The sequence below is a fragment of the Hymenobacter volaticus genome (genome assembly GCF_022921055.1).
In the GTDB taxonomy this organism is placed as follows: domain Bacteria; phylum Bacteroidota; class Bacteroidia; order Cytophagales; family Hymenobacteraceae; genus Hymenobacter; species Hymenobacter volaticus.
The window spans coordinates 3268863-3293628 of sequence record NZ_CP095061.1; the positions used below are offsets into that span (position 1 = coordinate 3268863).

The 24766-nt window shown below is 57.3% G+C and carries 20 protein-coding genes; 8 read left to right on the forward strand and 12 right to left on the reverse strand.

The features are described 5' to 3' along the window. Positions 1 to 36 precede the first annotated feature (36 nt). From MUN86_RS14210 to MUN86_RS14220, 3 genes are all read right to left on the reverse strand, one after another. A complete protein-coding gene (locus tag MUN86_RS14210; RefSeq protein WP_245118682.1) occupies positions 37 to 528 on the reverse strand; it encodes a hypothetical protein in 492 nt (163 codons plus the stop codon). A gap of 256 nt (positions 529 to 784) precedes the next feature. Further along, on the reverse strand, positions 785 to 1414 hold the full coding sequence (locus MUN86_RS14215; RefSeq protein WP_245118684.1) for a class I SAM-dependent methyltransferase: 630 nt from the start codon (positions 1412 to 1414) through the stop codon (positions 785 to 787). Between the two features lie 326 nt (positions 1415 to 1740). Beyond that, positions 1741 to 3438, reverse strand: a complete 1698-nt coding sequence (locus MUN86_RS14220; RefSeq protein ID WP_245118685.1) for a flavin monoamine oxidase family protein — start codon at positions 3436 to 3438, stop codon at positions 1741 to 1743. A 341-nt stretch (positions 3439 to 3779) separates the two neighbouring features. Between MUN86_RS14220 and MUN86_RS14225 the strand changes: the two genes are divergently transcribed. Next, the gene (locus MUN86_RS14225) at positions 3780 to 5318 is read left to right on the forward strand and encodes a SulP family inorganic anion transporter (protein WP_245118687.1); all 1539 of its coding nucleotides are present in this window, start codon (positions 3780 to 3782) and stop codon (positions 5316 to 5318) included. 97 nt (positions 5319 to 5415) lie between these two features. Here the strand turns inward: MUN86_RS14225 and MUN86_RS14230 are convergent, their stop codons facing one another. Next, positions 5416 to 6624: a PAS domain-containing sensor histidine kinase gene (locus MUN86_RS14230; protein WP_245118688.1), complete on the reverse strand. Its 1209-nt coding sequence runs from the start codon at positions 6622 to 6624 to the stop codon at positions 5416 to 5418. Continuing rightward, complete coding sequence (locus MUN86_RS14235; protein ID WP_280640522.1) at positions 6621 to 7448, reverse strand: alpha/beta fold hydrolase; 828 nt, start codon at positions 7446 to 7448, stop codon at positions 6621 to 6623. Before MUN86_RS14235 ends, MUN86_RS14230 begins: the two co-directional genes overlap by 4 nt. Before the next feature lie 275 nt (positions 7449 to 7723). Here MUN86_RS14235 and MUN86_RS14240 point away from each other — a divergent pair, with 275 nt between their 5' ends. Further along, positions 7724 to 8746: an SDR family oxidoreductase gene (locus MUN86_RS14240; protein WP_245118689.1), complete on the forward strand. Its 1023-nt coding sequence runs from the start codon at positions 7724 to 7726 to the stop codon at positions 8744 to 8746. Positions 8747 to 9139: 393 nt separating this feature from the next. Here the strand turns inward: MUN86_RS14240 and uvrA are convergent, their stop codons facing one another. Next, a complete protein-coding gene (uvrA, locus tag MUN86_RS14245) occupies positions 9140 to 11692 on the reverse strand; it encodes an excinuclease ABC subunit UvrA (protein WP_245118691.1) in 2553 nt (850 codons plus the stop codon). Positions 11693 to 11810: 118 nt separating this feature from the next. Continuing rightward, positions 11811 to 12740, reverse strand: a complete 930-nt coding sequence (locus MUN86_RS14250) for a hypothetical protein (protein WP_245118693.1) — start codon at positions 12738 to 12740, stop codon at positions 11811 to 11813. Between the two features lie 311 nt (positions 12741 to 13051). On the opposite strand from MUN86_RS14250, the gene MUN86_RS14255 reads away from it, so the two are divergent. Beyond that, positions 13052 to 13534, forward strand: a complete 483-nt coding sequence (locus tag MUN86_RS14255) for a DinB family protein (protein WP_245118694.1) — start codon at positions 13052 to 13054, stop codon at positions 13532 to 13534. A 370-nt stretch (positions 13535 to 13904) separates the two neighbouring features. Further along, positions 13905 to 15314 carry a TolB-like translocation protein gene (locus MUN86_RS14260; protein ID WP_245118696.1) on the forward strand — a complete coding sequence of 470 codons (1410 nt, stop codon included), beginning with the start codon at positions 13905 to 13907 and terminating at the stop codon, positions 15312 to 15314. A gap of 192 nt (positions 15315 to 15506) precedes the next feature. Here MUN86_RS14260 and MUN86_RS14265 read toward each other — a convergent pair whose 3' ends face one another. Then, a complete protein-coding gene (locus MUN86_RS14265) occupies positions 15507 to 16601 on the reverse strand; it encodes an AI-2E family transporter (RefSeq protein ID WP_245118698.1) in 1095 nt (364 codons plus the stop codon). A gap of 515 nt (positions 16602 to 17116) precedes the next feature. Here MUN86_RS14265 and MUN86_RS14270 point away from each other — a divergent pair. Beyond that, on the forward strand, positions 17117 to 18346 hold the full coding sequence (locus MUN86_RS14270; RefSeq protein ID WP_245118699.1) for a multidrug effflux MFS transporter: 1230 nt from the start codon (positions 17117 to 17119) through the stop codon (positions 18344 to 18346). Between the two features lie 435 nt (positions 18347 to 18781). On the opposite strand, the gene MUN86_RS14275 is transcribed toward MUN86_RS14270, so the two are convergent. Further along, the gene (locus MUN86_RS14275; protein WP_245118700.1) at positions 18782 to 19477 is read right to left on the reverse strand and encodes an HAD family hydrolase; all 696 of its coding nucleotides are present in this window, start codon (positions 19475 to 19477) and stop codon (positions 18782 to 18784) included. A 278-nt stretch (positions 19478 to 19755) separates the two neighbouring features. Between MUN86_RS14275 and MUN86_RS14280 the strand changes: the two genes are divergently transcribed. Continuing rightward, positions 19756 to 20640 (forward strand): 3-keto-disaccharide hydrolase, encoded by an 885-nt coding sequence (locus MUN86_RS14280; protein WP_245118701.1) that lies wholly within the window; start codon positions 19756 to 19758, stop codon positions 20638 to 20640. Between the two features lie 84 nt (positions 20641 to 20724). Here the strand turns inward: MUN86_RS14280 and MUN86_RS14285 are convergent, their stop codons facing one another. After that, positions 20725 to 22047, reverse strand: a complete 1323-nt coding sequence (locus MUN86_RS14285) for a leucine-rich repeat-containing protein kinase family protein (RefSeq protein WP_245118702.1) — start codon at positions 22045 to 22047, stop codon at positions 20725 to 20727. Positions 22048 to 22280: 233 nt separating this feature from the next. Between MUN86_RS14285 and MUN86_RS14290 the strand changes: the two genes are divergently transcribed. Both MUN86_RS14290 and MUN86_RS14295 read left to right on the forward strand, forming a co-directional pair. Continuing rightward, positions 22281 to 22682: a MauE/DoxX family redox-associated membrane protein gene (locus tag MUN86_RS14290; protein WP_245118703.1), complete on the forward strand. Its 402-nt coding sequence runs from the start codon at positions 22281 to 22283 to the stop codon at positions 22680 to 22682. Positions 22683 to 22858: 176 nt separating this feature from the next. Next, positions 22859 to 23488, forward strand: coding sequence for a chloramphenicol acetyltransferase (locus MUN86_RS14295; protein ID WP_245118704.1), 630 nt, complete (start codon positions 22859 to 22861; stop codon positions 23486 to 23488). Positions 23489 to 23604: 116 nt separating this feature from the next. On the opposite strand, the gene MUN86_RS14300 is transcribed toward MUN86_RS14295, so the two are convergent. Together MUN86_RS14300 and MUN86_RS14305 are read right to left on the reverse strand one after the other, a co-directional pair. Beyond that, positions 23605 to 23991: a DUF3037 domain-containing protein gene (locus MUN86_RS14300; RefSeq protein WP_245118705.1), complete on the reverse strand. Its 387-nt coding sequence runs from the start codon at positions 23989 to 23991 to the stop codon at positions 23605 to 23607. Continuing rightward, on the reverse strand, positions 23969 to 24766 hold the full coding sequence (locus MUN86_RS14305) for a HipA family kinase (RefSeq protein WP_245118706.1): 798 nt from the start codon (positions 24764 to 24766) through the stop codon (positions 23969 to 23971). Before MUN86_RS14305 ends, MUN86_RS14300 begins: the two co-directional genes overlap by 23 nt.

Here is a 24766-nt window from a genome sequence, read left to right on the forward strand (position 1 = left end):
AATCAGGTATGGAAAGCCTGCCAGTTGCCCAGGCTTTTAGGCCTTCTCTCCTATCGTCCAGCCTTCGCGGGGCACGGGCGTCTGGTCAGGGCCGGGAATAAGCTTGTCGAGGATGGCACCGGTGGTGAAGGCGTAGATACCTTTATGGAGCAGGTCGATGGCTTGCTCGTCGCGGGGCCAGGTCCAGGGCAGCGCACCTACGCCGGTGGCATTCTCCAGGGTTTGGTCGTTGAGCAGGCGCAAATTCATAAACAGAAAAGAGCCTACTGGCCCGCGTAGACCCTGCTTGGCCATCATGGCCCGGGCAATACCCATCAGAATGCCTTGGCCCCAGTGCATGGTCCAGTTCAATCCTAACCGTTCTTCGTCGGGCTTGTGTTGCAACCCGAGTAGCTTTTCCAGTACATGGGCGGGCACGTACGAGTCGGGCCGCTTGGTGAATTGCTGCTCGATTTTTTCGGCCAGTGTCATGGCGGCCACGCCGGCAGCGCCGGCGGCCAGCCCGTAAAGTATGGTTTTACCTGTCATATACTACGTTGTTCTCGCCGGGCTTTCGCCTAACGCTGTGCATGAATAAGAGGCTTCTAGAAACCTCAACTATAATGGTTGTGCTCGACGCTGATCTAAGACTACGCCTGCTATTCTCTACGGCGACAACCCCCGGTAGTTTGAATAAAACCGAGGCTAACCCACTAGCGTTCAGCTTGCAGTACCTTCACTAGCACACCTAGTGTTTAGCTTCAATCAAGCAGCACCACGACCTTAAGAAGCTGGCGTTAGCTTTCTACTGACCGGCGTTACTACTCACCAACTTTTCTTCTTCTGCTCGGGCAGACGCGGCTGGCACTTCAGGAGTTGGCTCGTAGACCAGCACGTAAGCCGGGGGCAGATTGAGTAGTACATGCGCTTCATCTAGTTGGCGGAAGAACCTACCGAACAGCTTTTTATTCTGGAGAGAATATTGGAAAAGGATGAGCTTACCGGCGGGCAGCAAGATCTGGCGAGTGTGCTCGAGAATGCGCCAACCTAGGCGCCGGGGCAGCGAAGAAAAAGGTAGGCCGCACAACACGTAGTCTACCTGGTCGACGCCTATTTTTTGCAGATACTGCCCCGTTTGGTGAGCCGATCCGTGAATGACGTGCAGATTAGGCTGGCCAGAATACCGCTCCCGGAGCAGTTGCGCAAACCGACGGTTCACTTCCACCAGCACCAGTACCGTTTCCGCTTTGCGGCGCTGCATCAGAATGTCGGTGAATACCCCCGTGCCGGGGCCGTACTCGACAATGCAGCTAGCAGTAGCAAAGTCGATGGGCTCTATCACTTTATTGGTTAGCTCGCGGGAGCTAGGTATCAGGGAGCCGACCGTGGCGGGATTACGAAAAAATTCGCCTACAAAGGAAGGAATGGGTAGCATGGGTAGTAGCTAAGGTGGATAAGCACCAGCGAAGTGGCCTCAGCTGCTTGTACGGCCTATTTTCCTTGAAGGTATAGGGTTCAGCTTGCCGTACGCACCACGCATAGGAGCAACTGTCCAGCTAGAGTACCAGCCACAGTTCTGCTCAAAAAAGTCTTCCGTCACGGGCATAACCCGTTACAAGAAGCGGTTTTCGTGCAATAGGAAACTTGCTTGGGCTTACAGTACTCTGCAAGCAGGGCAGCAACACACAAGCAAAGGGCACCAGATGGCGCATCCTTGCTCGTGTGTTGCTGCCCTGCTTGTAAAGCCCAACTACTCTGTTATTATGCTAATGCCGCCTCTCGCTGCCGCAGACGACGCTGCAGGGCGGTACGCTTGCCACGCAACGCGGCTTGCACCTCATCGGCGGCCATGCGGCCGGTTTCGGCGGCGCCGTTCATGTAGCCCTGATACCAGGCGCTGCAATGCTCGCCGGCAAAAAACAAATTGCCCACTGGTTTGCGCTCAGCCCCGGCAATGGTGCTGAACTGCCCCGGCCGGTAGCAAGCATAACTAGCCAGCGTATATGGGTGCGTAGGCCAGTGCATACGCGCCACGCGCTCATTGTGCTGCCCTTTCGCAGCTGGCCACGCAGCTTCCAGTGCTGGCAAGTAGCGGCTCACTTGCGACTCTGGAGTGCCCCGGCCTACCTGCAGCCCTTCTTGCCCACCCAAGTACACCGTATAGGCTGATTGCGTAGTGGGTTGGAGCTGCCCCGAGTCCCAACCGGTTTGCACTGGAGTATCGGAGAAGAGGTAGCCCGTGTACCCATTTTTGCGCCAAGGACGGCCGTTGAAACCCAGAATCAGCTTGGCATTGGTGCCGTAGCCAAGGTGTTGGATGGCGTTGGTTTTCCAGCTAGGCAGCGGCACCTGCAGGTTCACTTGCCGGAGCACCGTAAACGGGATGGTAAGCACCACATAATCGGCTACCACCTCCAGAGTTTGGGCGGGCGCTGATTGGAAAGTCAGCACGTATTCCTTGGCCGCGTTTTGAGTGATTTGCAGCAGCTTGCGGTTGAGCTGGATTTGGCCAGGAAGCTGCTGCGTTAGGGCATCGGTGAGGCGCTGGTTGCCGCCCTGTATTTTGTACCGCTCGTCGCTTTCTCCGAAGATGTCGAAAGTACCCTTGTGGGTGTCAGATGAGAACAGCCACAGAAAGTTGATGGCTGACTGCTCACTTATTTCCAGACCGTATTCGGTGAGGTAGGCCACGTCCAACAGCTCCCGAATCAAGCCGGTCATCTTCAATGAATCGAAGTACGTAGCAATAGAGAGCTGGTCGAAGCGGGCTGCGGCGGGCGTCAGCTTATCGTAGGTGATGGTGTTGGGCAGGGCGCGAATATCGGCCGTTATCTGGCGGGCATACGGCTGGAACGCCTGAATCACCTGCGCTGCGGTGTACTGCCGCCCCTCGAAGAAGTAGGCATCTTTTTGAAGCACGGTTTCGCTCGGGGCCTCCACGTCGTAGAGCGGCAAGTTGAACTCCCGGACCAGTTGCAGCATGTCGCGGTGGCCGCTGTCGATGAACTCACCGCCTAGCTCGGTGGTGAGGCCAGGGGCCAATAGGTCGGTTTGGGTGAAGATGCGCCCACCGGTGCGGTTGCTGGCCTCGTAAATCTCGGCGCGCAAACCTGCTTTGCGCAACTGGTATGCACAGTTCAGCCCGGCCATACCGGCGCCTACTATCAAAATGCGCGGTTGTGGTCCTTTGGCCTCGAAGGTGGCTTGCGTGTCAAGTCTGGTGGGTTCTATTACCTCGGCCTCGCAGGCGGCCAACAGTCCCCCGGCCCCTACCAGCAGCCCTAGTTTGGCAGTATTGGCCAGAAAGTCGCGTCGGCTTTGGCTGGTGGCCATATCGGCCAGCTCTTCGGCCGTGGGGGCGCCTGGTTCGTTGGCAGCCACCGCCAGCCCGAAGGCCCGTTGCAGGGCTCGTAGCAAGGGGGTACGGGCTTTGAAATTGGGAGTAGAAGGTTGGTTCATAGAGTTCGGAGTTAGGTTGGAAATCAATAGAATGAAAGTAAATAAACCTTGAAATAATAGACCTAAAGAAAGACACAAATTATTGCCTGTTTCATCATTGCTCGTTGCCTTTCGCTTCCCTAAAGCTGGTAGCAAGGCTTGTTTAAGAGCAATAAATGGGCAAGCAGTAACCGCGGCACAGCAGGGCTTTAAGCGAGGCTTTGTATTTTTGCGCTCTGTCTGACGGGTATTGCCCCACTCCTATTTCCAAGCTCGCTCCTACCTGAGTGGCGAGCTTATGCGTCTGTGCCGCCGCTTTCTGCTGGAAGCGTGCGGCTTTTCTTTTGCTTCCACTCCCCTTTATGATTGACGTTCTGCCTTATTTCGCGCAGTATAAAACCAATGCGAAAGATGAAATTCTAGCTGGTCTTACTACGGCGCTGGCGTTGGTGCCCGAGGTAGTAGCTTTTGCGCTGCTGGCTCACATCAGCCCCTTGGTAGGCATAAGCTCGGCCTTTATTATTTGCTTTATCACGAGTGCCTTGGGTGGGCGGCCGGGCATGATTTCCGGCGCGGCCGGCTCTGTGGCGGTAGTGGTTGTGAGCTTGGTGGTGCAGCAAGGCATCGAATACTTGTTTGCGGCGGTGGTGCTGATGGGCATTATCCAGATACTAATTGGGCTGCTCCGGTTCGGCAAGTTCATTCGGCTGGTACCGCAGCCGGTGGTGTATGGCTTTGTCAATGGCTTGGCTATCATCATTTTCATGGCCCAGCTAGAGCAGTTCAAAGTATCGGATGCCACGGGCTCGGCGCACTGGCTGACGGGTGCGCCGCTACTGCTTATGCTCGGGCTCGTGGCCCTCACCATGACTATTGTGTACCTGCTGCCTAAGCTAACGAAGGCGGTGCCGGCTTCGCTCACGGCCATTGTAGTGGTGTCGGCGCTGGTGATTTTGGGCGGGCTCGATACCAAGTCGGTGGGCGACATTGCCTCTATTGCCGGCGGGCTGCCGCAGTTTCATTTGCCGCAGGTGCCTGTGGCGTGGTCTACGCTCGGGGTGGTGCTTCCTTATTCCATTATTATGGCCCTGGTGGGGCTCACGGAAAGCTTGCTGACCCTCACGGTGGTGGATGAAATGACGGGCACCCGTGGCCGGGGCAACAAAGACTGCGTGGCGCAGGGCCTGGCCAACATCACCTCCGGGCTATTGGGCGGCATGGGCGGCTGCGCCATGATCGGCCAAACAATGGTAAACCTAGAATCGAGGGGGCGCGGCCGGCTGTCGGGCGTGGTAGCGGCGGCGGCGCTGGCGCTGTTTGTGTTGGAAGGCTCCGGCCTGATTGAGCGGTTGCCGCTGGCCGCCCTGGTAGGCGTGATGTTTATGGTGGTGATTAACACCTTCGAGTGGGCCAGTTTGCGCATCCTGCGCCGCATGCCCCGCACCGACGTGCTTGTGATGTTGCTCGTAACGCTGGTAACCGCTATTTCCCGCAACTTAGCATTGGCGGTGTTGCTCGGCGTGGTGGTATCAGCGCTGGCTTTTGCCTGGGAAAACGCCAAGCGCATCCGGGCCCGCAAATACTTGGATGAAGCGGGCACCAAGTACTACGAAATTTATGGGCCGCTTTTCTTTGGCTCGGTGCAGGCCTTCACCGAGAAGTTCGACGTTCAAGCCGACCCCGCCAATGTGGTGGTTGACTTCGGCGAGAGCCGCGTGGCCGACATGTCCGGTATTGACGCTCTGCACAAGCTCACCGACCGTTATCAGCGCCTCGGCAAAACGCTGCGCCTACGCCACCTCAGCCCCGATTGCCGCCAGTTGCTTCACAATGCAGGCGCGCTCATCGAAGTCAATATTCTGGAAGACCCGGAGTACCGCGTAGCCACCGACGCAGGATAACCCCACCTGCGTGGGAAGCAAACACGAGGTTCAAATAAAGCAATTTGCTTCGCTCGTGTTCCTACTGTAGGCTCAGCAACGCGGCACTTCCAGCCAGCTAGCGGGGCAGGTAGATGCGGAACGTGCTGCCCTGCCCCAGCGTGCTATCGACCTCCACACGCCCGCCGGCCTGGTTGACCAAACGGTTGACTAGATACAAGCCCATGCCGGCCCCCGCCACCTCGGGGTGAAACCGACGGAACAACTGAAACAGCTCCGAACCGTGGCGCTTCAGGTCGATGCCGCGGCCGTTGTCTTGCACGCTAAGCACCGAAACCCCGTCGGCCAGGGCCGTGCTTACTTGAATGCTTGGGGGGCGGCTAGGCTCGGCATACTTAAGGGCATTGCTGAGCAAGTTGTAGAGCATGCTGTGCAAACTAGGCCGGGCCAAACGTAGCGTGGGCGCCGCCGTGAAGTTCAACGTGAAAGCCGCATTTTGCACTTGGGGTTGCAGGATGCGCACAATCTCTTCGGTGAGAGGCTGCACGGCCACCGCCTCTTCGGGTATCTGCTCTAGCTGCCGCTGCTGCTGCACCACGGCCGTCAGCCCCTCAATTGTGCTCAGAATCTGTTGTAGAGCGTCTTCAAACATGTTCATCATGCTTGCAGCGTCTGCGTCGGGGATGGTGGCACTGCGCTTGAACTCGGCAAAAAGCCCCGCCATGTTGTCGATGGGTTGCTTGAGGTCGTGCGAGGCCGTGTACACGAAGCTGTCGAGGTCAGCGTTGATGCGGGTGAGCTGCTCGTTTTTAACCAGCAATTGCTCGTTGGCGTTGGCCAATTGTTCGTTGGCGCGGGCTAGTTGCTCCCGTTGTTCCTCGGCCTGCATTTTGGCTCGCAGCAGCTCCTGCTCGTACTTGCGCCGGTCGGTGATGTCGAACAAGGTGACGCGCACGACTAGTGGCTGGTCGTTGGTATCGCGCAGCAGCACCGAATTCATAAGCACGGGCAACGTGGTGCCGTTTTTGCGCCGCAGCATGTAGCTGAGTTCTCGCACTTGGCCCTGCAACAGCAACAAGGGCACGCAGTGCGTTTCGTAGTGTAGGCGCCCACCGATAGTCAGCAACTCTTGTAGACACTGGCGAGCTATCAACTCCTGACGTGTATAGCCAAGCCAATCGAGCAAGGTTTGGTTGACCTTTACGAGCGTGCCGTCGGGCAGGCACGAGCAGTAGCCGCAGGGCGCGTGCTCATAGAAATCATTTAGGTTTTCCTCCGTTAGGCGCAAGTCCAGTTCGGGTAGCCGCCCATCGTCAGCATCACTCATAGATATTGAATACGCATGAAACCTATAAAACGACTAACTGCCGAGATGGTAGCCTCCGGCGCAGTCAGGTGCGGGCAGTGCCCGGAGGTATCAATTACAATCAATTCACTATCGGGCATTTGCTGATGCATATACGTACCCACCGTCAAAGGCGCTAGCGCATCATCGGCGCATTGCAAAATCAAGCTCGGCGTGCGTACCAGCGGCAAATCGGCGCGGTTGTCGGACAGAAACGTGAGGCGAGCGAAATGCCGGGCAATGGTAGGGTCGGTGTTGCAAAAGCTGTTGTTGAGCTCGGCAGCCAGCTCGGGCCGATCGGGGTGGCCCATGATAACCGGGGTTATGGCACTCGACCAACCCAGGTAATTGTCGTTCATAGCGGCCAGCAACTCCTCGATGTCGGTCCGCTCGAACCCGCCGGTGTAGCCAACATCGTTGATGAAGCGCGGCGAAGGCGCCACCAGCACCAGTTGGCGGAAGCGCCTCGGTTCCTCAACAGCCGCCAGCAAGGCGATTGTGGCCCCAACGGAATGCCCCACCAGTATCACCTCACGCAGATCAAGCTCGCGTAGCACGGCCAATACGTCCTCGGCATGGGCAGTCAGCGAGCTATATCGCTCCACATCGTAAGCCGCTAAATCCGACTGGCCTGCCCCCAGTAAATCGAGCAGTACCACTTGGTAGTTGGACTCGAAAGCCGGCGCTACCCGCCGCCACATGCGCTGGTCGCAGCCGAAGCCGTGCACAAACACCATAGTCTGTGCTCCCGCCCCGGAAACGGTAACATGATGACGCTTCAGAATGTCCATACTTCCTTGATCCACATAAATAAGTATTCTGAGCGCGAAGGCACTACTACCCAAGTTGGCGGCACCTCCTTTCTCTACGCCCTAAGGTAGCACTTAGCGCTAGTTACGAAGCCCTGCACCCAGGCACAATCTTGAAAGACCACCGCAATGATTCTGCGCGGCGGGTGCCACTTACGTGAATTGCTACTTCCACTACGATTAAATGGGAAGTTAGTGCAGCCATGCTCATCTATAACTTGGACCGTATGCAGGCGGTATACAGTTGACGTCTCACTTGGCTTTCTCTGTGTATGAAAAACAACTCTTTGCACCATACCACCGTGGTTATCACCGGCGCCTCTAGTGGCATTGGCCGGGCAACTGCACTGACATTTGCCCGCCACGGGGCCCGTTTGGTTTTGGCGGCCCGGCGCGCCGCCGTTCTGGCCGAGGTGGTAGCGGAATGTGAAGAGCTAGGCGCCGAAGCCCTGGCCGTCCCGACCGATGTAACGGATGCCAACGCGGTGCAGCGCCTCGCCGAAGCGGCCGTCGCGTTTGGGGGCCGGGTTGATGTGTGGGTCAACAACGCAGGTAGTGGCGCCATTGGGCCGTTTGAAGCTATTCCGCTGGCTACCCACGAGCAGGTGCTGCGCATCAACTTGTTTGGCTACTTATATGGGGCCTACGCCGTGCTGCCCATCTTTCGGCGGCAGCGCCAGGGCACACTCATCAACGTTATATCCTTGGGTGCTTGGTTGCCCGAGCCGTACACCGTCGCCTACAGCGCCAGCAAATACGGCTTGCGCGGCCTCATGGACACTTTACGCACCGAGCTGAGTACGGAGCCGCACATCCACGTGTGCGACGTGCACCCCGCTTACATCGATACGCCCGGTTTTCAGCACGGCGCCAACTACACGGGCCGCGTCATTAAGCCCGCACCGCCCGTGTTTCCAGCGCAAAAAGTAGCCGACACCATTGTGAGGCTGGCTCGCCACCCCCGCTCGACTACCATGGTTGGTTGGACGGCCCCTGCATTTCGGCTGCTTTACAATCTTGCCCCTGCCGCCACCCGCTGGAGCGGTATGCGCCTGCTCAAGCTATACTTGCAGCAAGCTGAACGCGCACCCATTTCCGACGGCAGCCTCTTCACGCCCACGCCCGCCCGCCACGGCACCGACATATCAGGCGGCTGGCGACGCCCCACTTCCTCTTCCGGTGGTTCTGGCTCTAAGTGGCTAGGCGCCGTCGTGGCCGTAGCCGCTGCTGCTGCGGGATTCTACGCCTTGCAGCGCCCAACTCCCCCTCAGCAAGTAGCGCCCAATGCTGAGTGAGAGCAGTAAGCATTTAACCGCGTAGCGGCTGCCATCAGCCTGAGTTGGGCTGTGTGTAGGTAGTAAGCAAAACAATACACCATCATGTCCACCTAGCGCCTTCGCAGTGGAGCCGCTATCGTTGCCAAAGTAACTGTCATGCTGAGCGTAGCCGAAGCATCTCGCGTGCTGATGTGAGATTGGTACTCTTGCGTCAGCACACGAGATGCTTCGACTTCGCTCAGCATGACGATAGTGTTACAGCGGCAACATAGGAGGTACTGCGCTTTCGGCTCCGCTGTGAGGATGCTAGATGAACATGGCGGTCAAGAAGAAGTGAAAACGGCTAAGTTCTTACTGTCTATACAGTCGTATTCTAAGGACGGCTACCCTCTAGAATTTTAGTGGAACACTCTAACTCTTGCTTCCTTGGAAACGTGCTAGATACGGGGCCGTACGGCTGCCTTTGGTGTTGATGACTTGCTCGGGCGTGCCAGCGGCTACCACTTGGCCGCCTTCGTCGCCGGCTCCAGGGCCCATATCCAGTACGTAGTCGCTGCCGGCTACTACGCGCATGTCGTGCTCCACCACAATGACGGTGTTGCCGGCTTCTACCAAACCGTTGAGTTGAACGAGCAGCTTTTCCACGTCGGCGGGGTGCAGGCCGGTGGTGGGTTCGTCGAGGACGTAGAGCGAGTTGCCGCGCTGAGCGCGCTGTAGTTCGGTGGCTAGTTTGATGCGCTGCGCCTCGCCGCCCGATAGCTCGGTGGCGGGCTGACCAAGGCGCAAGTATCCTAGCCCGACTTCGCGCAGCACCGTGAGGGCCCGGTGTACCGGCGGCTCGTCGGCGAAGAACTCCCAAGAGGCATCCACCGTCATGGCCAGCACTTCCGCAATGTTTTTGTCGCGGTACGTGACTTCCAGCGTTTTGGCGTTGTAGCGCGCGCCATGGCAAACCGGGCACGGGGCGTACACGCTGGGCAGAAACAGCAGCTCCACCATCACGAAGCCTTCGCCCTGGCAGTTTTCGCAGCGGCCTTTCACTACGTTGAACGAGAAACGGCCGGCATCGTAGCGGCGCTTGCGGGCGGCGGGCGTGGCCGCAAACAGCTTGCGTACGTGGTCGAAAAGACCGGTATAAGTAGCCATGTTGGAGCGCGGCGTGCGACCAATCGGCTTCTGGTCGACGCGCACCAGCCGCTTGATGTGCTCCATGCCAGCTACAATGTGGCCACCGGTTTCGGTGGGGGCGGCGCGCTCCAGCGGATCGGCTTCCTCTTCCTCCCCGGCTGTCACATCGAGGCCCAAGTGCTCAGCCACCAACTCCACCAAAACTTGGCTTACTAAGCTTGATTTGCCAGAGCCCGATACGCCCGTAACGGTAGTGAATACGCCCAACGGGAAGGCCACGTCCAACTTATCGAGGTTGTTGCGCGTGACGCCTTCCAGCTTCAGCCAGCTAGTAGGCGTACGCGGCGCACGAGCCCCTTGCGTGGTGGCAGTGGTGAATAGGTAGCGGCGTGTCTGCGAGGTTTTTACTTCGGCTAACCCCGTAGGTGGGCCGCTGTAGAGCACTTCCCCACCTTGCTCGCCGGCGGCTGGCCCTACGTCTACTAGCCAGTCGGCTTGCCGGACCACATCGAGGTTGTGCTCGACCACAAACAACGAGTTGCCCGCCCGTTTCAGTGCTGCTAAGGCCGCTAATAAGGCCTCGGTATCAGAGGGGTGCAGGCCGGCCGAGGGTTCGTCGAGCACATACACCACCCCAAACAGATTGGAGTAGAGTTGCGTGGCCAGCCGCAGCCGCTGCAATTCGCCCGGCGACAACGTAGGCGTGCTGCGCTCCAACGACAAATACCCCAATCCTAAATTTAGCAATACCGCCAGCCGGGCGCACAAGTCGGCGGCGATGCGCTGAGCTACAATAACTTGTTCGGGGTGCGCGGCGTCGTGCTTTTTGCGGCCCGCGGCCGTGCCGTCGGCATAAGGCTTAAGCAGGCCTGCCACCCGCTTTAGCGGCAGGTTCGCCAGTTCGGCAATATCCAGCCCCGCGAAGGTTACCGACAACGACTCGGGCCGCAGCCGCTTGCCGTGGCAAAGCGGGCACTCGGTGCTGAGCATGTATTGCAAGGCCCGCTTTTTCATGAGCGGGCTTTGCGTGTTGGCGAAGGTGTGCAACACGTGCCGCTTGGCGCTGCTGAAGGTACCCATGTAGTTCGGCGGCTCCCGGCGCTTGAGGGCTCGTTGCGTTTCAGCGGGCGAGTAGCCGGGGTACACGGGCACCACCGGTTGCTCGTCCGTGAACAGAATCCACTCTCGGTCTTTTTGAGGCAAGTCGCGCCAGGGCCGGTCTACGTCGTAGCCAAGCGTGACCAGGATGTCGCGCTGATTTTGGCCGCCCCAGGCTTGCGGCCAAGCCGCAATGGCTCGCTCCCGAATCGTGAGCGAATCATCGGGCACCATCGATTGCTCGGTTACCTCGTAGGTGCGGCCCAAGCCGTGACAGGTGGGACAGGCGCCCTCGGGCGTGTTCGGCGAAAAGGCTTCGGCATAGATGATGCCCTGCCCCGCCGGATAGTCGCCGGCCCGCGAGTAGAGCATGCGCACCAAGTTGGAAAGCGTGGTCACGCTGCCCACCGATGAGCGGGTGGTGGGCGTACCACGCTGCTGCTGCAAGGCCACGGCCGGCGGCAACCCCTCAATGACATCCACCTCGGGCACGGCCATTTGGTGAAACAATCGCCGCGCGTACGGCGACACCGATTCTAGGTAGCGTCGCTGCGCTTCGGCATAGAGCGTCCCGAAAGCCAACGACGACTTGCCCGAGCCCGACACACCCGTAAACACGACCAGCGCATCGCGGGGAATATCAACGCTGATGTTTTTCAGATTATGCTCGCGCGCCCCTCGGACGTGCACGAAGCCGGTAAACTCTTGGGAGGTATTGGGTTGAGTGTTTTTCGCCATGGAGTGCAGCGCAACTTGTAAGGAGCTACTGCACCTTGGTACGCAAAAACACACAATGCTGCCGAGACACACCCTACCCGCCCGGCCACTAGTACCTCACCGTGGCTTCCAACTAAGCTTATTCGTCGGTGCTTTTGCCGGACCTTTGGGGACCACCGGCAAACATGATAGCCAACGTTTTGGCTCCTATTTGGGTGATGTCCTTGGCATAATCTAGCACTTGACCAGTGGTTTTGATTTGCAGGTTTTGCGCCGTGACGGGCTTCAGCTGCACGCTCTCAAATTCGTAGAGTAGCTTGTGCTTGCGCTCCTTATCGAAGTAGACGACCAGTTTGGTGATGCCCTGCTTTTCCTTGACGTACACCGGGTGAGCGAAATTCAACATTTGCGGTATTTGGGGCGAGGTCCAGACGTCCAGGGCCACCGGCTTCTCCGACATGCCCCCGAGGGCCGGGTCGGCGGGCGCGGCGGCGTTCGGCTTGAGCGTGTAGGTGGTTTTCGTGCTCGGGTAGCCTGCTACCAGCGCCGTTTCGGCAGTGGTTTTCATGGTGTAGTCGGCGTCGGTAACGGATATGCTTTGCCACACATTCTTGACGCTGCCCGCATCGTAAGTGTAAGCCACTTGGTCGGGGCGGCCTTGGGCGGCCATTAGCAGCAAGCCGGTGTTCTTGGTGCTGTTGAAGTAATTTTCGAGGTGATACGTAAGGGCATCGGTGCTGACGCGGGCTTCCTGGTTGCGGCAGTAGATGGTGCCTTTGCGGGGCAGCATCATGGCCCCCATCGTCATGGCCGGCGGACTCTTCTGGGCCGAAGCCTGCATTTGCTGCTGTTCGGCCGGCGACATGGCGCCAATAATGCGTTGCATCTGCTCTTGTGGGTTACCCTTCGCCGGATCAAGTTGGCTCAGCACTTTGTCGAAGGGGTTGCCGGGCAACGAAACGCGGGTGGTAATGATACCCTCTGTGAATGCAGCGGGTGCTGGTGCCTTTGTAGGCTTAGCCGGCAGGTAGTTGGCCGCTGTTAGAGAAACCGTGAGAAGAAACAACATGGCAGCAAAAGGGTGTCGGCTGGGGTGCATAAGCTGTTGGGGAAAGGAAGAGGGTGAATTAGTGGCTTGTACTCCGCTGCCTAGCTCGACAGTGGAGCAGAACCGGCACAAAGCTATAGCAATATTTATTCTCCTATATATGATACCTCTGGTTGGCTTTTCAACCGCGTGTACAAAAGCGCGAAATGCAGGCTTTGCGCTACCCCTTCCGATAGATTATGCCTGTTATTCTAAAATAGCTGCACTTTGCGTTGAACAAGCCGCTCTATCCGTCAATTGGCTGAAACTTCATCTTACTCCCGCAATTTGCCATGGACCAACAAACCCGAAAAAACCTAGTTGAGCAGTTACGAAGCTTACTTGTGGAGGGCAATGCCCACGTTACGTTCGAGGATGCTTGCGCCAATGTACCGCCGCACCTGCTGAACCAAGCGGTTCCGGGCCTGCCGTACACTGTTTGGCAATTGGCCGAGCACATCCGGATTGCCCAGTGGGATATTGTGGAGTTCTCTATTGATCCGAACCATACCTCGCCCAAGTGGCCCGACGACTACTGGCCCGCGCCGGAATCGAAGGGTGATGCCGCTAGCTGGCAGGCGACACTAACTCAAATTAAGCACGACCGGGACCGGTTTATTGCTGTGCTTGGAGACTCCTCCCAAGACTTGTTTGCGCCTTTCCCGCACGGCACGGGCCAAACACTTTTTCGGGAGGCCCTGCTGATTGGTGACCACAACGCCTACCACACCGGCCAGATTATCCTGGTCCGGCGCCTGCTCAACGATTGGGAATAAGTGGACGAAGCAAGCTGTATCAGTCAATCTTAACTCGTCTGCTCAGCGGAGCCGAAGCCTCGCTCGCTGACACTAGAATAGTATTGTCATGCTGAGCGCAGCCAAAGCATCTCGCTAGGGTGGTAAACCCCTTTACTACTCCTGCGTCAGCACGCGAGATGCTTCGACTGCGCCTGCGGCTCCGCTCAGCATGACAAATATGGTTTGGCAACGTCAGCAACAACCAGACGCCAAGTGTCGCGCCAACAGCGCTTAACAGGAGGGTGCAGGATGGAAGGGCGGCGCAAGGTGGCGTCTTTAGATAGGTGGTAAGCAGGCCATAGCTGTGTCCTCGTGAACCACTAAAAAAGCCCCACTCCAAAATCGCGCTATGAAAACAAACCCTGTACTACTGTTTGCGGCGCTCGGCACCGCTTTGCTCTTGACGGCACCGGCTTCAGCCCAAATAGGCACCCGGTTTCCGTCGGAGCGCAAAGTGGTGAAAGACCCCGTTACGGGCACTATGCTCACCTTCCTGACCAGCACTCCCAAAGGCGACTCCAAAATCTACCAAACCCATAACCAGTGGACCTCTGATGGGCAGTGGCTGATTTTCCGCTCGGGCCGCGTGCCCAAAGAAGCCATGGCCGTGAATGAGAAGACGGGCGAGATGGTGCAGGTAACGGAAGGCGGCTACACAGGCATGCTCAACATTGCCCGCAAGTCGATGAAGCTTTACTTCATGCGCAACGTGGGTGCCGAAACAGCGCCCAACGCCGCTTCCGACCCTGCCCGTAGCGTGCAAATCATCGAAGTGGACCTTGCCAAACTGTTTGCCGACAGCAAAGCCGGTAAGATGCAGCCCGCCAGCGTGTACCAGCGGGTATGCGGCACCACCCCGCCCGAAATTGGCGCCGGTGGCGACATGGCCCTCGATGGCAACGAGGACGTAGTGTACTTCCGAGTGGGCAAGACCGAAGCCGCTAAGCACCTGCCCGCCGACACCAAAATCAGCAGTGCCTTTGGGCCCCGCAACATGGGTGCGGGTCCGGCGGGGTTGGCCAGCATGAACATCAAGACCGGAGCCATCAAGCACGTAGTGTCGGTACCATTTCAGATTGGGCACGTGCAAACCAACCCCTGGGTGCCCGGCGAAATTATCTTCTGCTGGGAAACCGGTGGTAAGTCGCCGCAAAGGACCTGGACGGTGCTGGCCGATGGCACCGGCTTACGCCCGCTCTACCCCGAAGCCGATTTTGAGTGGGTGACGCACGAGGCCGTTATTGCGCCCGACGAAGTGGCCATTGCCATCATGGGCCACCGCAAAATCAACTTCAATAAAGAAGCTACGGCCACGGCTAGCACCAGCGCCCAAGCCACCACCCCCGACCAGCGCAACCCCGGCCAGGAAAACGCCTGGGGCCCCTCCGGCAGCCGCGAAAAGCCGACCGGCCTCGGCATCGTGAATTTGCGCACCCGCGAGATGACCATTGCCGGCCAAACCCCGAGCGGCAGCGGCCTCTGGCACGTGCACGGCTCGTCGGATGGGCGCTGGGCTGTTGGCGACGACTTTTCGCGCAGCCTCTACCTTATCGACCGACACACCCGCGAAATGATACTGCTGACCACCGGCCACAAAGAAACCGCCGCCGACCACCCCCACCCCACGTTCAGCCCCGACGGCACCAAAATTCAAATCCAGTCAGCCATGCTTTCCGCCGACAACCGCTCAATGAACATTTGCATTGTGCCCGTGCCAGAAGCCTGGCTTAAACGCAAGTACCCACAACCCGCTAAGTAGGAACTGCTAGTCCAGGCGTCAGTCCTAGCTGTCTGGCGGTCGGCTACCTAAGTAGGTTGCCTTGCAACAGGCGAGAAGCATCTAGCTAGAGCACAGAAACACAGCTTTGCAGCAGCAAAAGCCCCACCGGAAGGATGCCTACTAAGTGTAAGCATCCTTCCGGTGGGGCTTGTTTTTAACTGAACTCATATCCTAGGTCAGCACCTTTTTGCTGTCGTTGTCTTTAACCTTGCGCGGACGGTCGTCGTCGCCAAGCAGCATGCCCCAGGGCTTGAGGGCTTCAATCCGGTCGAACACAATTTTGAGGATTGCCATGCCGGGTAGTGCCAGGAACATGCCCGGAATACCGCCAATGGCATTGCCAATTAATACACCCACCACGGCGGCCAGCGCATTCACTTGCACTTTGCCGGCCACAATGCGAGGCACCAACAGGTTATTATCAATAAACTGAATGACCATGTACACTCCCACCACCCCAAGTGGGTAGAGGTAGCTGTCTTTGGTGATGAACGCCATCAGCACGGGCAGCAGAATGGCAATCAGGCCGCCCACATAAGGAATGAAGTTGAGCAGTGCGCCTAGCACCCCTAGCAACAGCGCGTACGGAATGCCTAGTATAAACAACCCGGTCACGTTGAGCGCGGCTACAATGGCACCTTCAATTAACAGACCCGTCATGTAGCTCTGGATGGTGCTTTTGCTTTCGTGTAGCACTTCCTCTACCTCCGGGTCGTGCCGCCGGCCCGAGAATACTTGGATGAGGAAATTCACGAGTCGTTCCCGATACAAAAGCAGCAGAAATATATACACCGGCACCAACGTAGACACCACCAGCAGCCCCGATACGGTGGATAGGGCTTGCCCGGCCAGGGCCGTAGCCCGGCTTGTAGCTTGTTGCAGCCAGCCGAGCAGACGCTCGTTGGTGATGCCAAATCGTGCATCGAGCCACCCCACCAGTTGCCGCTGCGCCTGCAAGAGCTTGGTTTTGAAAAGCGGCATTTGCGTAGCGAGTTCCCCGGCTTGTAGGTAGATAAAGTAGAGTATACCCAGCAACACCACTACGCCCAAGAGCACCGACAAGGTGATGGCCAAGAGTTCAGGCACTCGGCGCCGCAACAGCCACTGCTCGATGGGCAGGAGCAGAATGGCGAAGATGGCGGCGAAGAACAGCGGAAACAGGATGTCACCGGCCAAGTAAATCATCAGCACAAACAACGCCAGGCCCAGCAGCACCAGCGGTGCTTTGGCGTAAAAGGGCAATTCTATTTTAGGATTCTCATTCATCTGCACAGCCTTCCAATGTAGTTGGCCTTGATACGCAGTGTTGAGGGGAAAGTATGGGGGTTTTACTTCAATTTGAAGTAAGTTTAATTTCGTGATAATCAGCTAGCTCGACCTTAGCACAACATTTACGTGGAGTACTTAAGGTCGATAGACGAGCTTTCGATTCAGTAAGGCGGCACGTGTACACTTTTACCTGCCAAGCTTCACACCTAACTTTTGTTCTTGGGCTCTAAGAGTGTAGCAACTGGCACCCCTATGCCTGCTTAGCTTACGTCTTGGCGCATCCGCGCTTTGGAACTAGGTAATTGCTAGGCACATCGGGCTTTTCTGGCAGAGTTTTGAAACGACGTAACAGACTTTTAATAAAGTTATTTTCAGACTGCGCAGCCGTTATTTCGTACCCTCACTTCGTCTAGTTCCTAATGGGGCGCCGCTTTCCATCTGCTTCAGCTTGCCTGTTGGGGTACCTTTGTGGGAAATAAGCAACGGCGCTAAACAAGCTCGCGGTAGAATTCATGTCCAAGCAAAAATATATTTCTCTAATCCTAATTTTAGGTAGCCTCACCGCAATCGGTCCTTTTTCCATTGATATGTACTTGCCGGGCTTTCCGGCCATTGCCAAAGACCTAAATACCACAGCGGCCCGGGTGGCGCTTTCGCTGTCCAGCTTCTTTATTGGCATTTCGGCGGGCCAACTTTTGTACGGCCCCCTGCTCGACCGATTCGGCCGGAAAAAGCCGCTCTACATTGGGCTGACCATCTACATTGCCGCCTCCGTTGGGTGCGCGCTTATCCACACCATAGATGGGCTGATTGCCCTCCGCTTAGTGCAAGCCGTAGGAAGCTGCGCCGCGGGTGTAGCCTCGGTAGCTATGGTGCGGGACTTGTTTCCGGTGAAGGACAGCGCCAAGGTGTTTGCAACCCTGATGCTGATCGTTGGGCTCTCACCCATGCTCGCTCCTACTATCGGGGGCTACGTTACCGAAGCTTTCGGCTGGCAGGGCGTTTTCATCACCCTCGCTTTCATGGGCGCTGCAATGCTCGCGGCCTGCGTGCTGTGGCTGCCCGATACCTACACCCCCGATACCACTCTCTCCCTGAAGCCTCTGCCCATTCTGACCGGCTTCTGGTCGGTGCTGCGCGAGCCGCAGTTCTACACCTACACCTTTGCGGGGGCCATGGCGTTCTGTGGCCTCTTTGCCTACGTGGCCGATTCGCCGCTGGTATTCATGGATATCTTCGGCGTCGATGGCAAGACCTACGGCTGGATCTTCGCCTTCCTCTCGATTGGGCTTATTGGGTCTAGCCAAGTGAACAGTATGCTGCTCCAGCGCTTTTCCAACGAGCAACTGGTTTATACCTCCCTGATTTGCCAGGTACTGACCAGCCTGGTATTTCTGGTGCTCACCCTCAACGGCTGGATTGGCTTGGGAGGCACGATTGCGCTGCTGTTCGTTTTCCTGTGCTGCCTCGGTTTCAACAGCCCCAATACCTCCGCTTTATCGTTGGCCCCATTCGAGAAAAATGCGGGCAGTGCCTCTGCGCTTCTGGGTGCTATTCGCATGGGCATGGGCGCCTTAGCGTCAGTAGCCGTTAGCGTGTTCAATAACCACACGGCCGTACCGATGGTGGGGGTTATGGCGGGAGCTTCCGTATTAGCGCTGCTTATTCTGTTAATTGGCCGCAAGCAAATCACGGCCCCGGTTGCCGTATCCGAAGGACAACTAGCCGAAGCCGTACACTAACACAAACGCAAGCATCGCAAAAGCTAAGCGCCGCCTTTTTAGGTTAAAACTTGAGAGCTACTGCTCTCAAATAAGTCATAGTTAGGGGTGGTTGGCTAATCGCTGAGGAACCAACTAGACCGTCCTGCTGAGCTTGCCGAAGCATCTCACGTGCTGAGTTGCACAAGCGACGTTGTAACACGTACTGTCATGCTGAGCGCAGCCGAAGCATCTTGCTCGCATCGTTGAATTAGTTTTGCAACCTCAGCACGCGAGATACTTCGGCTGCGCTCAGCATGACGGTCTGATATGGGTCAGTTGCCCGTTACCTATGCTCGGATGAGCATGGGAGCTAGTTTCTTTGCTCTAGACGCTAAAATTGAAATGAGCTATTGGAATAAAGACTAGGTTATTATGAGGTGGACGCGCTGGTTTTATCAACTTGATTAGATTACCTCAAGACAGGTAGGCTAGCGCTTCTTTCAGGGACGCAGCTTCCTGAAAAGTAACTTTGCCTACTTCGTCGGCGGGCACTTGCTCATAGACCCAGGTGGTGTAGAAGGGCACGTAAATGGCTTTTGCTCCTAGTTTGGCCACGGGCAGAATGTCGGATTTCAGCGAGTTGCCGATCATCACAAAATTTTCGGGCTGCACTTGGTAGCGGCTCAGAATGCGGCGGTACGTGGCCTCGTTCTTTTCGCTCACGATTTCCACGTAATCGAAATAATCGCCGAGGCCCGAGCGGGCCAGCTTGCTTTCCTGGTCGAACAGGTCGCCTTTGGTGATGAGCATCAAGGGCACGCCGCGCTCTTTCAGCTCACTCAGCACCGCATCTACATGCGGAAGCGGCTCGATGGGGAAGCTAAGCAGCCGCTTGCCGCTGTCGAGAATTTGCTGGATTTCGGTGCCCGTCACGCTGCCGTTGGTGAGTTGAATTACGGTTTCGATCATGCAAAGCATAAACGACTTGGCCCCGTAGCCGAACAGATGCACGTTCTGTCGATGCACCTCGTTGAAACGGTTGGACAGCGTTTCGGCATCGGCGTAGTGGGTAAGCAGAGCGGAAAGGTCGGCCTCGGCCTGATCGAAGTGGGGCTGATTGGGCCACAGCGTATCGTCGGCGTCGAAGGCAATAAGTTGAGGAGTAGTCATAAGTAGATTAACGGCGGATAAGCCCCGCGCCTAGTTTCAGTTGCAATAGCCAGCAAACGGCCGCGAAATTAAGTATCGCCAACCAAACACCCTTGCCATTGCCGCCGCGCGTCTTTTGATTGCGAGCATGGGGCTTCCTTGCCCAAATCGTAGCCGCTGGCGAACAGGAAATCTGTGGCTAACTAAGCGAATGGTATTTATATAATTACTCGTGAAATAGTCCGTTACCATGAAATCATTAGATTTAGCTTCCATTATTCTCTAATTCCCTCGCATTCATGAGAACAGTTACCGCGTTAATGCTCGGCGTCACCCTCCTTTTCACCTCTACCTCGTCGAAAGCTCCCGATGCTTGGGTGCCTTTGCTGGACAAGAACCTAAGTAAGTGGCGGAGCTATGAGAGCTATCGGCACCAAGTCGGCTACAAAGGCAAACAGCCCCTCGACGCCCAAGGCAAACCCATAGCCCCTATTGGCTACGACAAAAACGAGGCGAACGTGTTTTCGGTGGTGATGCAAGACGGCGAGCCGGTGCTGCGCATCAGCGGTGAAATCTACGGCTGCGTGTTCACCAAGCAAGATTTCAGCAACTACGACCTGAAGCTAAAAGTGAAATGGGGTACCAAAAAATGGATTCCTCGCCTCGATGAGCCTCTGGACAGCGGTATCCTTTACAACAGCCAGGGCGAGTGCGGAGTGGATTACTGGCGTAGCTGGATGCTTAGCCAGGAGTTTCAGGTATCGGAATACGCGGCGGGCAACGCCATGGGCGACTACTGGTGCATTGCCAATTCCACGGCCGACATCCGGGCCACCAAAGGCCCTGCCGCCACCGATGTACTGAAGTTCAACCCCACGGCGGCGCCCGTCACCATGGGCAATGGTAAGCCCGGTTTCTGCCAAGCTGCCGCCAACCACGAAGTAGCCAACGGCCAGTGGAACGACCTAGAACTAATCCACGTCAATGGCAAGAGCGTGCACATTGTGAACGGCCACGTGGTGCTCGCCGTCGATAATTCGGGGTACGTGGTAAACGGGCAGCGCAAGCCGCTCACCCACGGCAAAATTCAGCTGCAAAGCGAAGCTGCCGAGGTGTTCTACAAGAACATCATGATCAAGGAAATCGACGCCATGCCTGCTGAGTACGCGCAGTATTTCAAGTAAAACTTAGTAAGCCTAAAAGCAACAAGCGGCGGCGGGGGTGCACTTACCTCTACCGCCGCTTGCTGCTTTTATGTTTGGCGAAAACTACCGCAACTCTGCTAGAATTTGCTGGATTTCCGTGAACAGCGGCCGGGCCGCAACTTCTGGCTGGGCGCATTGCTGCTGCAAATTCCGAAGTGCCTGCATCGTAGTTGAAGTAGCTGGTTCTGTGCAGTGCATTAGTAAATCGTCGAGGAGGCAGGCGAAGGCCCGCACTTCCAAGCGTTGCAAGGCACGGGCTGTTTGCGGCTGGTCAGAGGTGAAGAAACAGGCGGCTCCGAAGTCGCCGAGCAGACACTGGCCGGCCTTGGTGGTTAGGATGTTGTGGGCGTATAAGTCGCCGTGCATGATGCCGCGGGTGTGCAGATGCTGCGTGGCACTGGCAATACTGCGAGCAATGCGCAGCACCACGGCTATAGAGAAGCTGGTGCCGGCCGCGTAGACGTCGCGGGTACAGGAAGCCAGACTGGGCGGGCCACCGAGGTTGCGAAACTCGGGCGCTATTAGTTGCAGCACGAGCCCGTCGGTGCCCTCCGGGTGGTGGCTGATTTTGCCTTCCACCGCAATCAGGTTGGGGTGCGCGCCCGCACTTAGGCAGGCGGCCATTTCGCTGCCGGGCAGTCCGTCGCTGGTGCGCGCGCCCTTGAACAGCTTGACGGCAACCGGCTGCGGATCGGCCGCCGGGCGTAGCCATTGTGCCTGATAAATTACGCCCGAGGCGCCCTCCCCCAACTTCTGCTGCACCTCAAGGCTACTCCATTCTATGGTGCGGGCAGTGGCGGCGGCTACCGCCGTTGCTTCGGCGGGCGCGCTGAAGGGGTTGCCCGCATACGCCAGCCACGATAGCCGCGGCAGGGCAAGCAACCACTCGGGCAGATAGGAAAACTGGTTGTCGGCGATGCGCAACAGCTCCAAATTGGTGCAAGCCTTCATGGTTTCGGGCAGGTGCCGGAGCTGGTTGCCAGCCAGCATCAGCTTCTGCATGGCCATGCAGTTGCCGATTTCCTCGGGCAATTCGCGGAGTTGATTATCGGTGAGGATCAGCCAACGCAAAGCTGGCGTCAGGGCCGCAGCAGGCAGCGTGTGAATCTGGTTGGCTTTGAAGCCTATCATGCTCAGGTGCGGGCATTGGCCGAGCACTTCGGGCACGGAAGTGAACTGGTTGTCGGAGCAGAACAGCACGCGCAGCTTGTGCAGCCGGGGCAGGTCGGCGGGCAGGTCCGATAGCGCGTTGCCCGATAAGTTGAGGATTTCCAGAGAATCGGCCAGGTCGAAAATCTCGGTTGGAAATTCGGTTAGGCCGCAAGACAAATCGAGGCGTTGGACGCCGGCTAATTGGCCGGCGCGGAGCTGTTCAAGAGTATGCATCGAGCAAAGGTAGGACCAGCGGCGGAGCTATGGCAGCAAAATAAAGCCTCACTGATTTGGAGTCGAAACGAGCTAAGCAAGCAGCCAGCCGATGGCACGATGCCCTTGACTACCCTCAGAAGGGCGTCTGGCTGCTTGAGTCCTCAGCACGAAGTGAGGTTCAACGCATCCTGCCGCCAGCAAACTGCGTTGACGCAAGCACTACGTGCATTCCCCTTTCGCAATCCTATTCCATGAGATTAACTAACTCCGAACTGGCCTTCGTGCTGGGCCGCCTGCTGATGGGCGTGGCCTTTCTAGCTCATTTCTTGGTACGGCTGCCCAAGTTGGCGGCATTTCAAGCAGGCCTCGTCAAGCAGTTTGCCGCTTCCATACTGCCCGAAGTATTGGTACGGCCGTTTGCGGCGGTGCTGCCCTTTGTGGAAGGCGGCATTGGCTTGCTGCTGATTATTGGTTTGTTTACCCGCCCGGCCCTGGCAGCGGCCATGTTACTGATGACGGTGCTGGTTTTTGGCAGCAGCTTGCTCGAACAGTGGGACACCGTGGGCACGCAGTTAGTCTATGGCCTTTTTCTTTTCGCTTTGCTTTTGCATTGCCAGTACAACCGCCTGTGCCTCGACCGCACCGTCGGGTAGCTTCACATTTCGCCTGAGATACATCAGACTTTGCTAGCCACCGGGCAATGGCGATATAGAAGGCAATGAATAGGTGAATCAGCACAGCTACGCGCCAAGATGCAGCTGTACCAAATAGCCGTAGTTATGGAGCCTGGACTATATAGAGCCGGTAAAGTTCACGAACTTGCGGCCCTATGAAGCAGCTGATCGACCTTACAACGTGGCCCCGCCGCGAGCATTTCACTTTCTTTTCCGCCTTCGACGAGCCCTTTTTCGGTTTGGTAGCCGATGTAGATTGTACCCGGGCCCATACCGCCGCCAAACAAGCTGGAGTTTCGTTTTTCCTGTATTACCTGCACTGTGCGCTGCAAGCCGCCAACGAAGTGGAAGAGTTTCGTTGCCGCATCGAACAGGGCCAAGTGTACCGCTACGACCGGATCCATGCCTCCGCTACTCTCGGCCGCCCCGACCACACCTTTAGTTTCTCCTTCATCGAGCAGCAGGACAGCCTAACTGACTTCGTGGCCGGCGCCAACGCCGAAATCGACGCCACGCAGAACAGCACCGGCCTGCGCCTGAGTGAGCAAACCGCCCGGCCCGATGTCATTCATTTCTCGGCTATTCCGTGGGTGCGGTTCACGAGTCTCACCCACGCCCGCAGCTTCCAACACCCCGACAGCGCCCCCAAAATATCGGTGGGCCAAACGTATCAGGACGGCGCTGTTATGCGGATGCCCGTGTCCGTAAACCTGCACCACGGCTTAGGCGACGGGTATCACGTTGGGTTGTTCTTGCAAGCATTCCAGCGGCGGCTTGATGCTTAGGCAAGGAAGAAAAAGCCGTGCTACTTCCTTTTGTATCTGCTTGTCGAGTCAATAAAAATTCATCGGCATGCAGACGCCAAACGAAGTAGTACGGCTTTAGTTGCGAGGCACCAGCACTAGCAACTAACTAGTTGCGTGTAGAGCCGGGCTAGGGTGTCGGCGGGGTCTTGGCAAAGGCCGGGGTGTACGGGGGAAGTTTGAACGACGGTGCTGCGGGTAGCGGTGAGCCAACGAAAACGGGAGGCTACCGGCAATTGCCCGATAACACCGCCCTCCTTGCGGCCCACGCAAATTCGCTCGAAGGCGCGTAGCCGCTCGTGCAGTTCGGCCAGGTCGAGGTCAGCGGCAAAGGCCAGCAGCCGCGTTTCGTTTAGCTCGAACTTGGTTTGTAGAAATCCTTGCCCGGCACAGTATAGAATGACACCGACGTTTAGAAATTCTTCGCGCTCCACCCGGGGCATGACGCGAATCACGGCATACTCAAACAAGTGTTTTTCTGGCATGCTGCGCGGCATTAACAAAGATTTCGGACGCCGCGAGGCGGGTCTCTAAAAACTGAACATAGGCTTGCCGGTGCTCCTCCACCGACTCGAACGGTGAATCACCAGTTAGCCACTCATCCGGAATCAGCGCCACAATAGCCCGAATTCGCTCCGGCGTCAGCACGGCCCGGTACTCGGCATCGACGGCGGCTAGTTCGGAGGCTTGGGGTAGCAGCACGTGGTCTTTGACTTGAGCGAACGGCCGCCGGGCTTGTTCTTCCACGTTTTGCCAGGCATGATGGAAATAGAAGGCTGCTCCGTGGTCAATCAGCCACAGTTCCTTGTGCCACATCAGCATATTGGTGTTGCGCGGCGTGCGGTCAACGTTGGTCACCAGACAATCCAGCCACACAATTTGCGAGGCCAGTTTGGGCTCCACAGTCGTGACCAGCGCATCGAAGGTAATGGCCCCGGACAAGTAATGCAGGGCCAGGTTGAGGCCTTCGCTGGCGCGCAGCAAATCCTGGATTTCCTCGTCGGGCTCGGTACGGCCGAAGGCTTCGTCGAGGGTGATAAATACGATTTCCGGCACTCGTAAGCCTAGTGCGCGCGCCAACTCACCGGCCAGGAGTTCGGCAATCAGCGCCTTCGCACCTTGCCCGGCGCCCCGAAATTTGAGCACGTACAGAAACCCATCTTCGGCCTCTACCAAGCCCGGCAAAGAGCCGCCCTCGCGCAACGGTTTCACATACCGCGTCACCTCCACGGTTCGCAGTTCAGGTGGACTATACTTCAT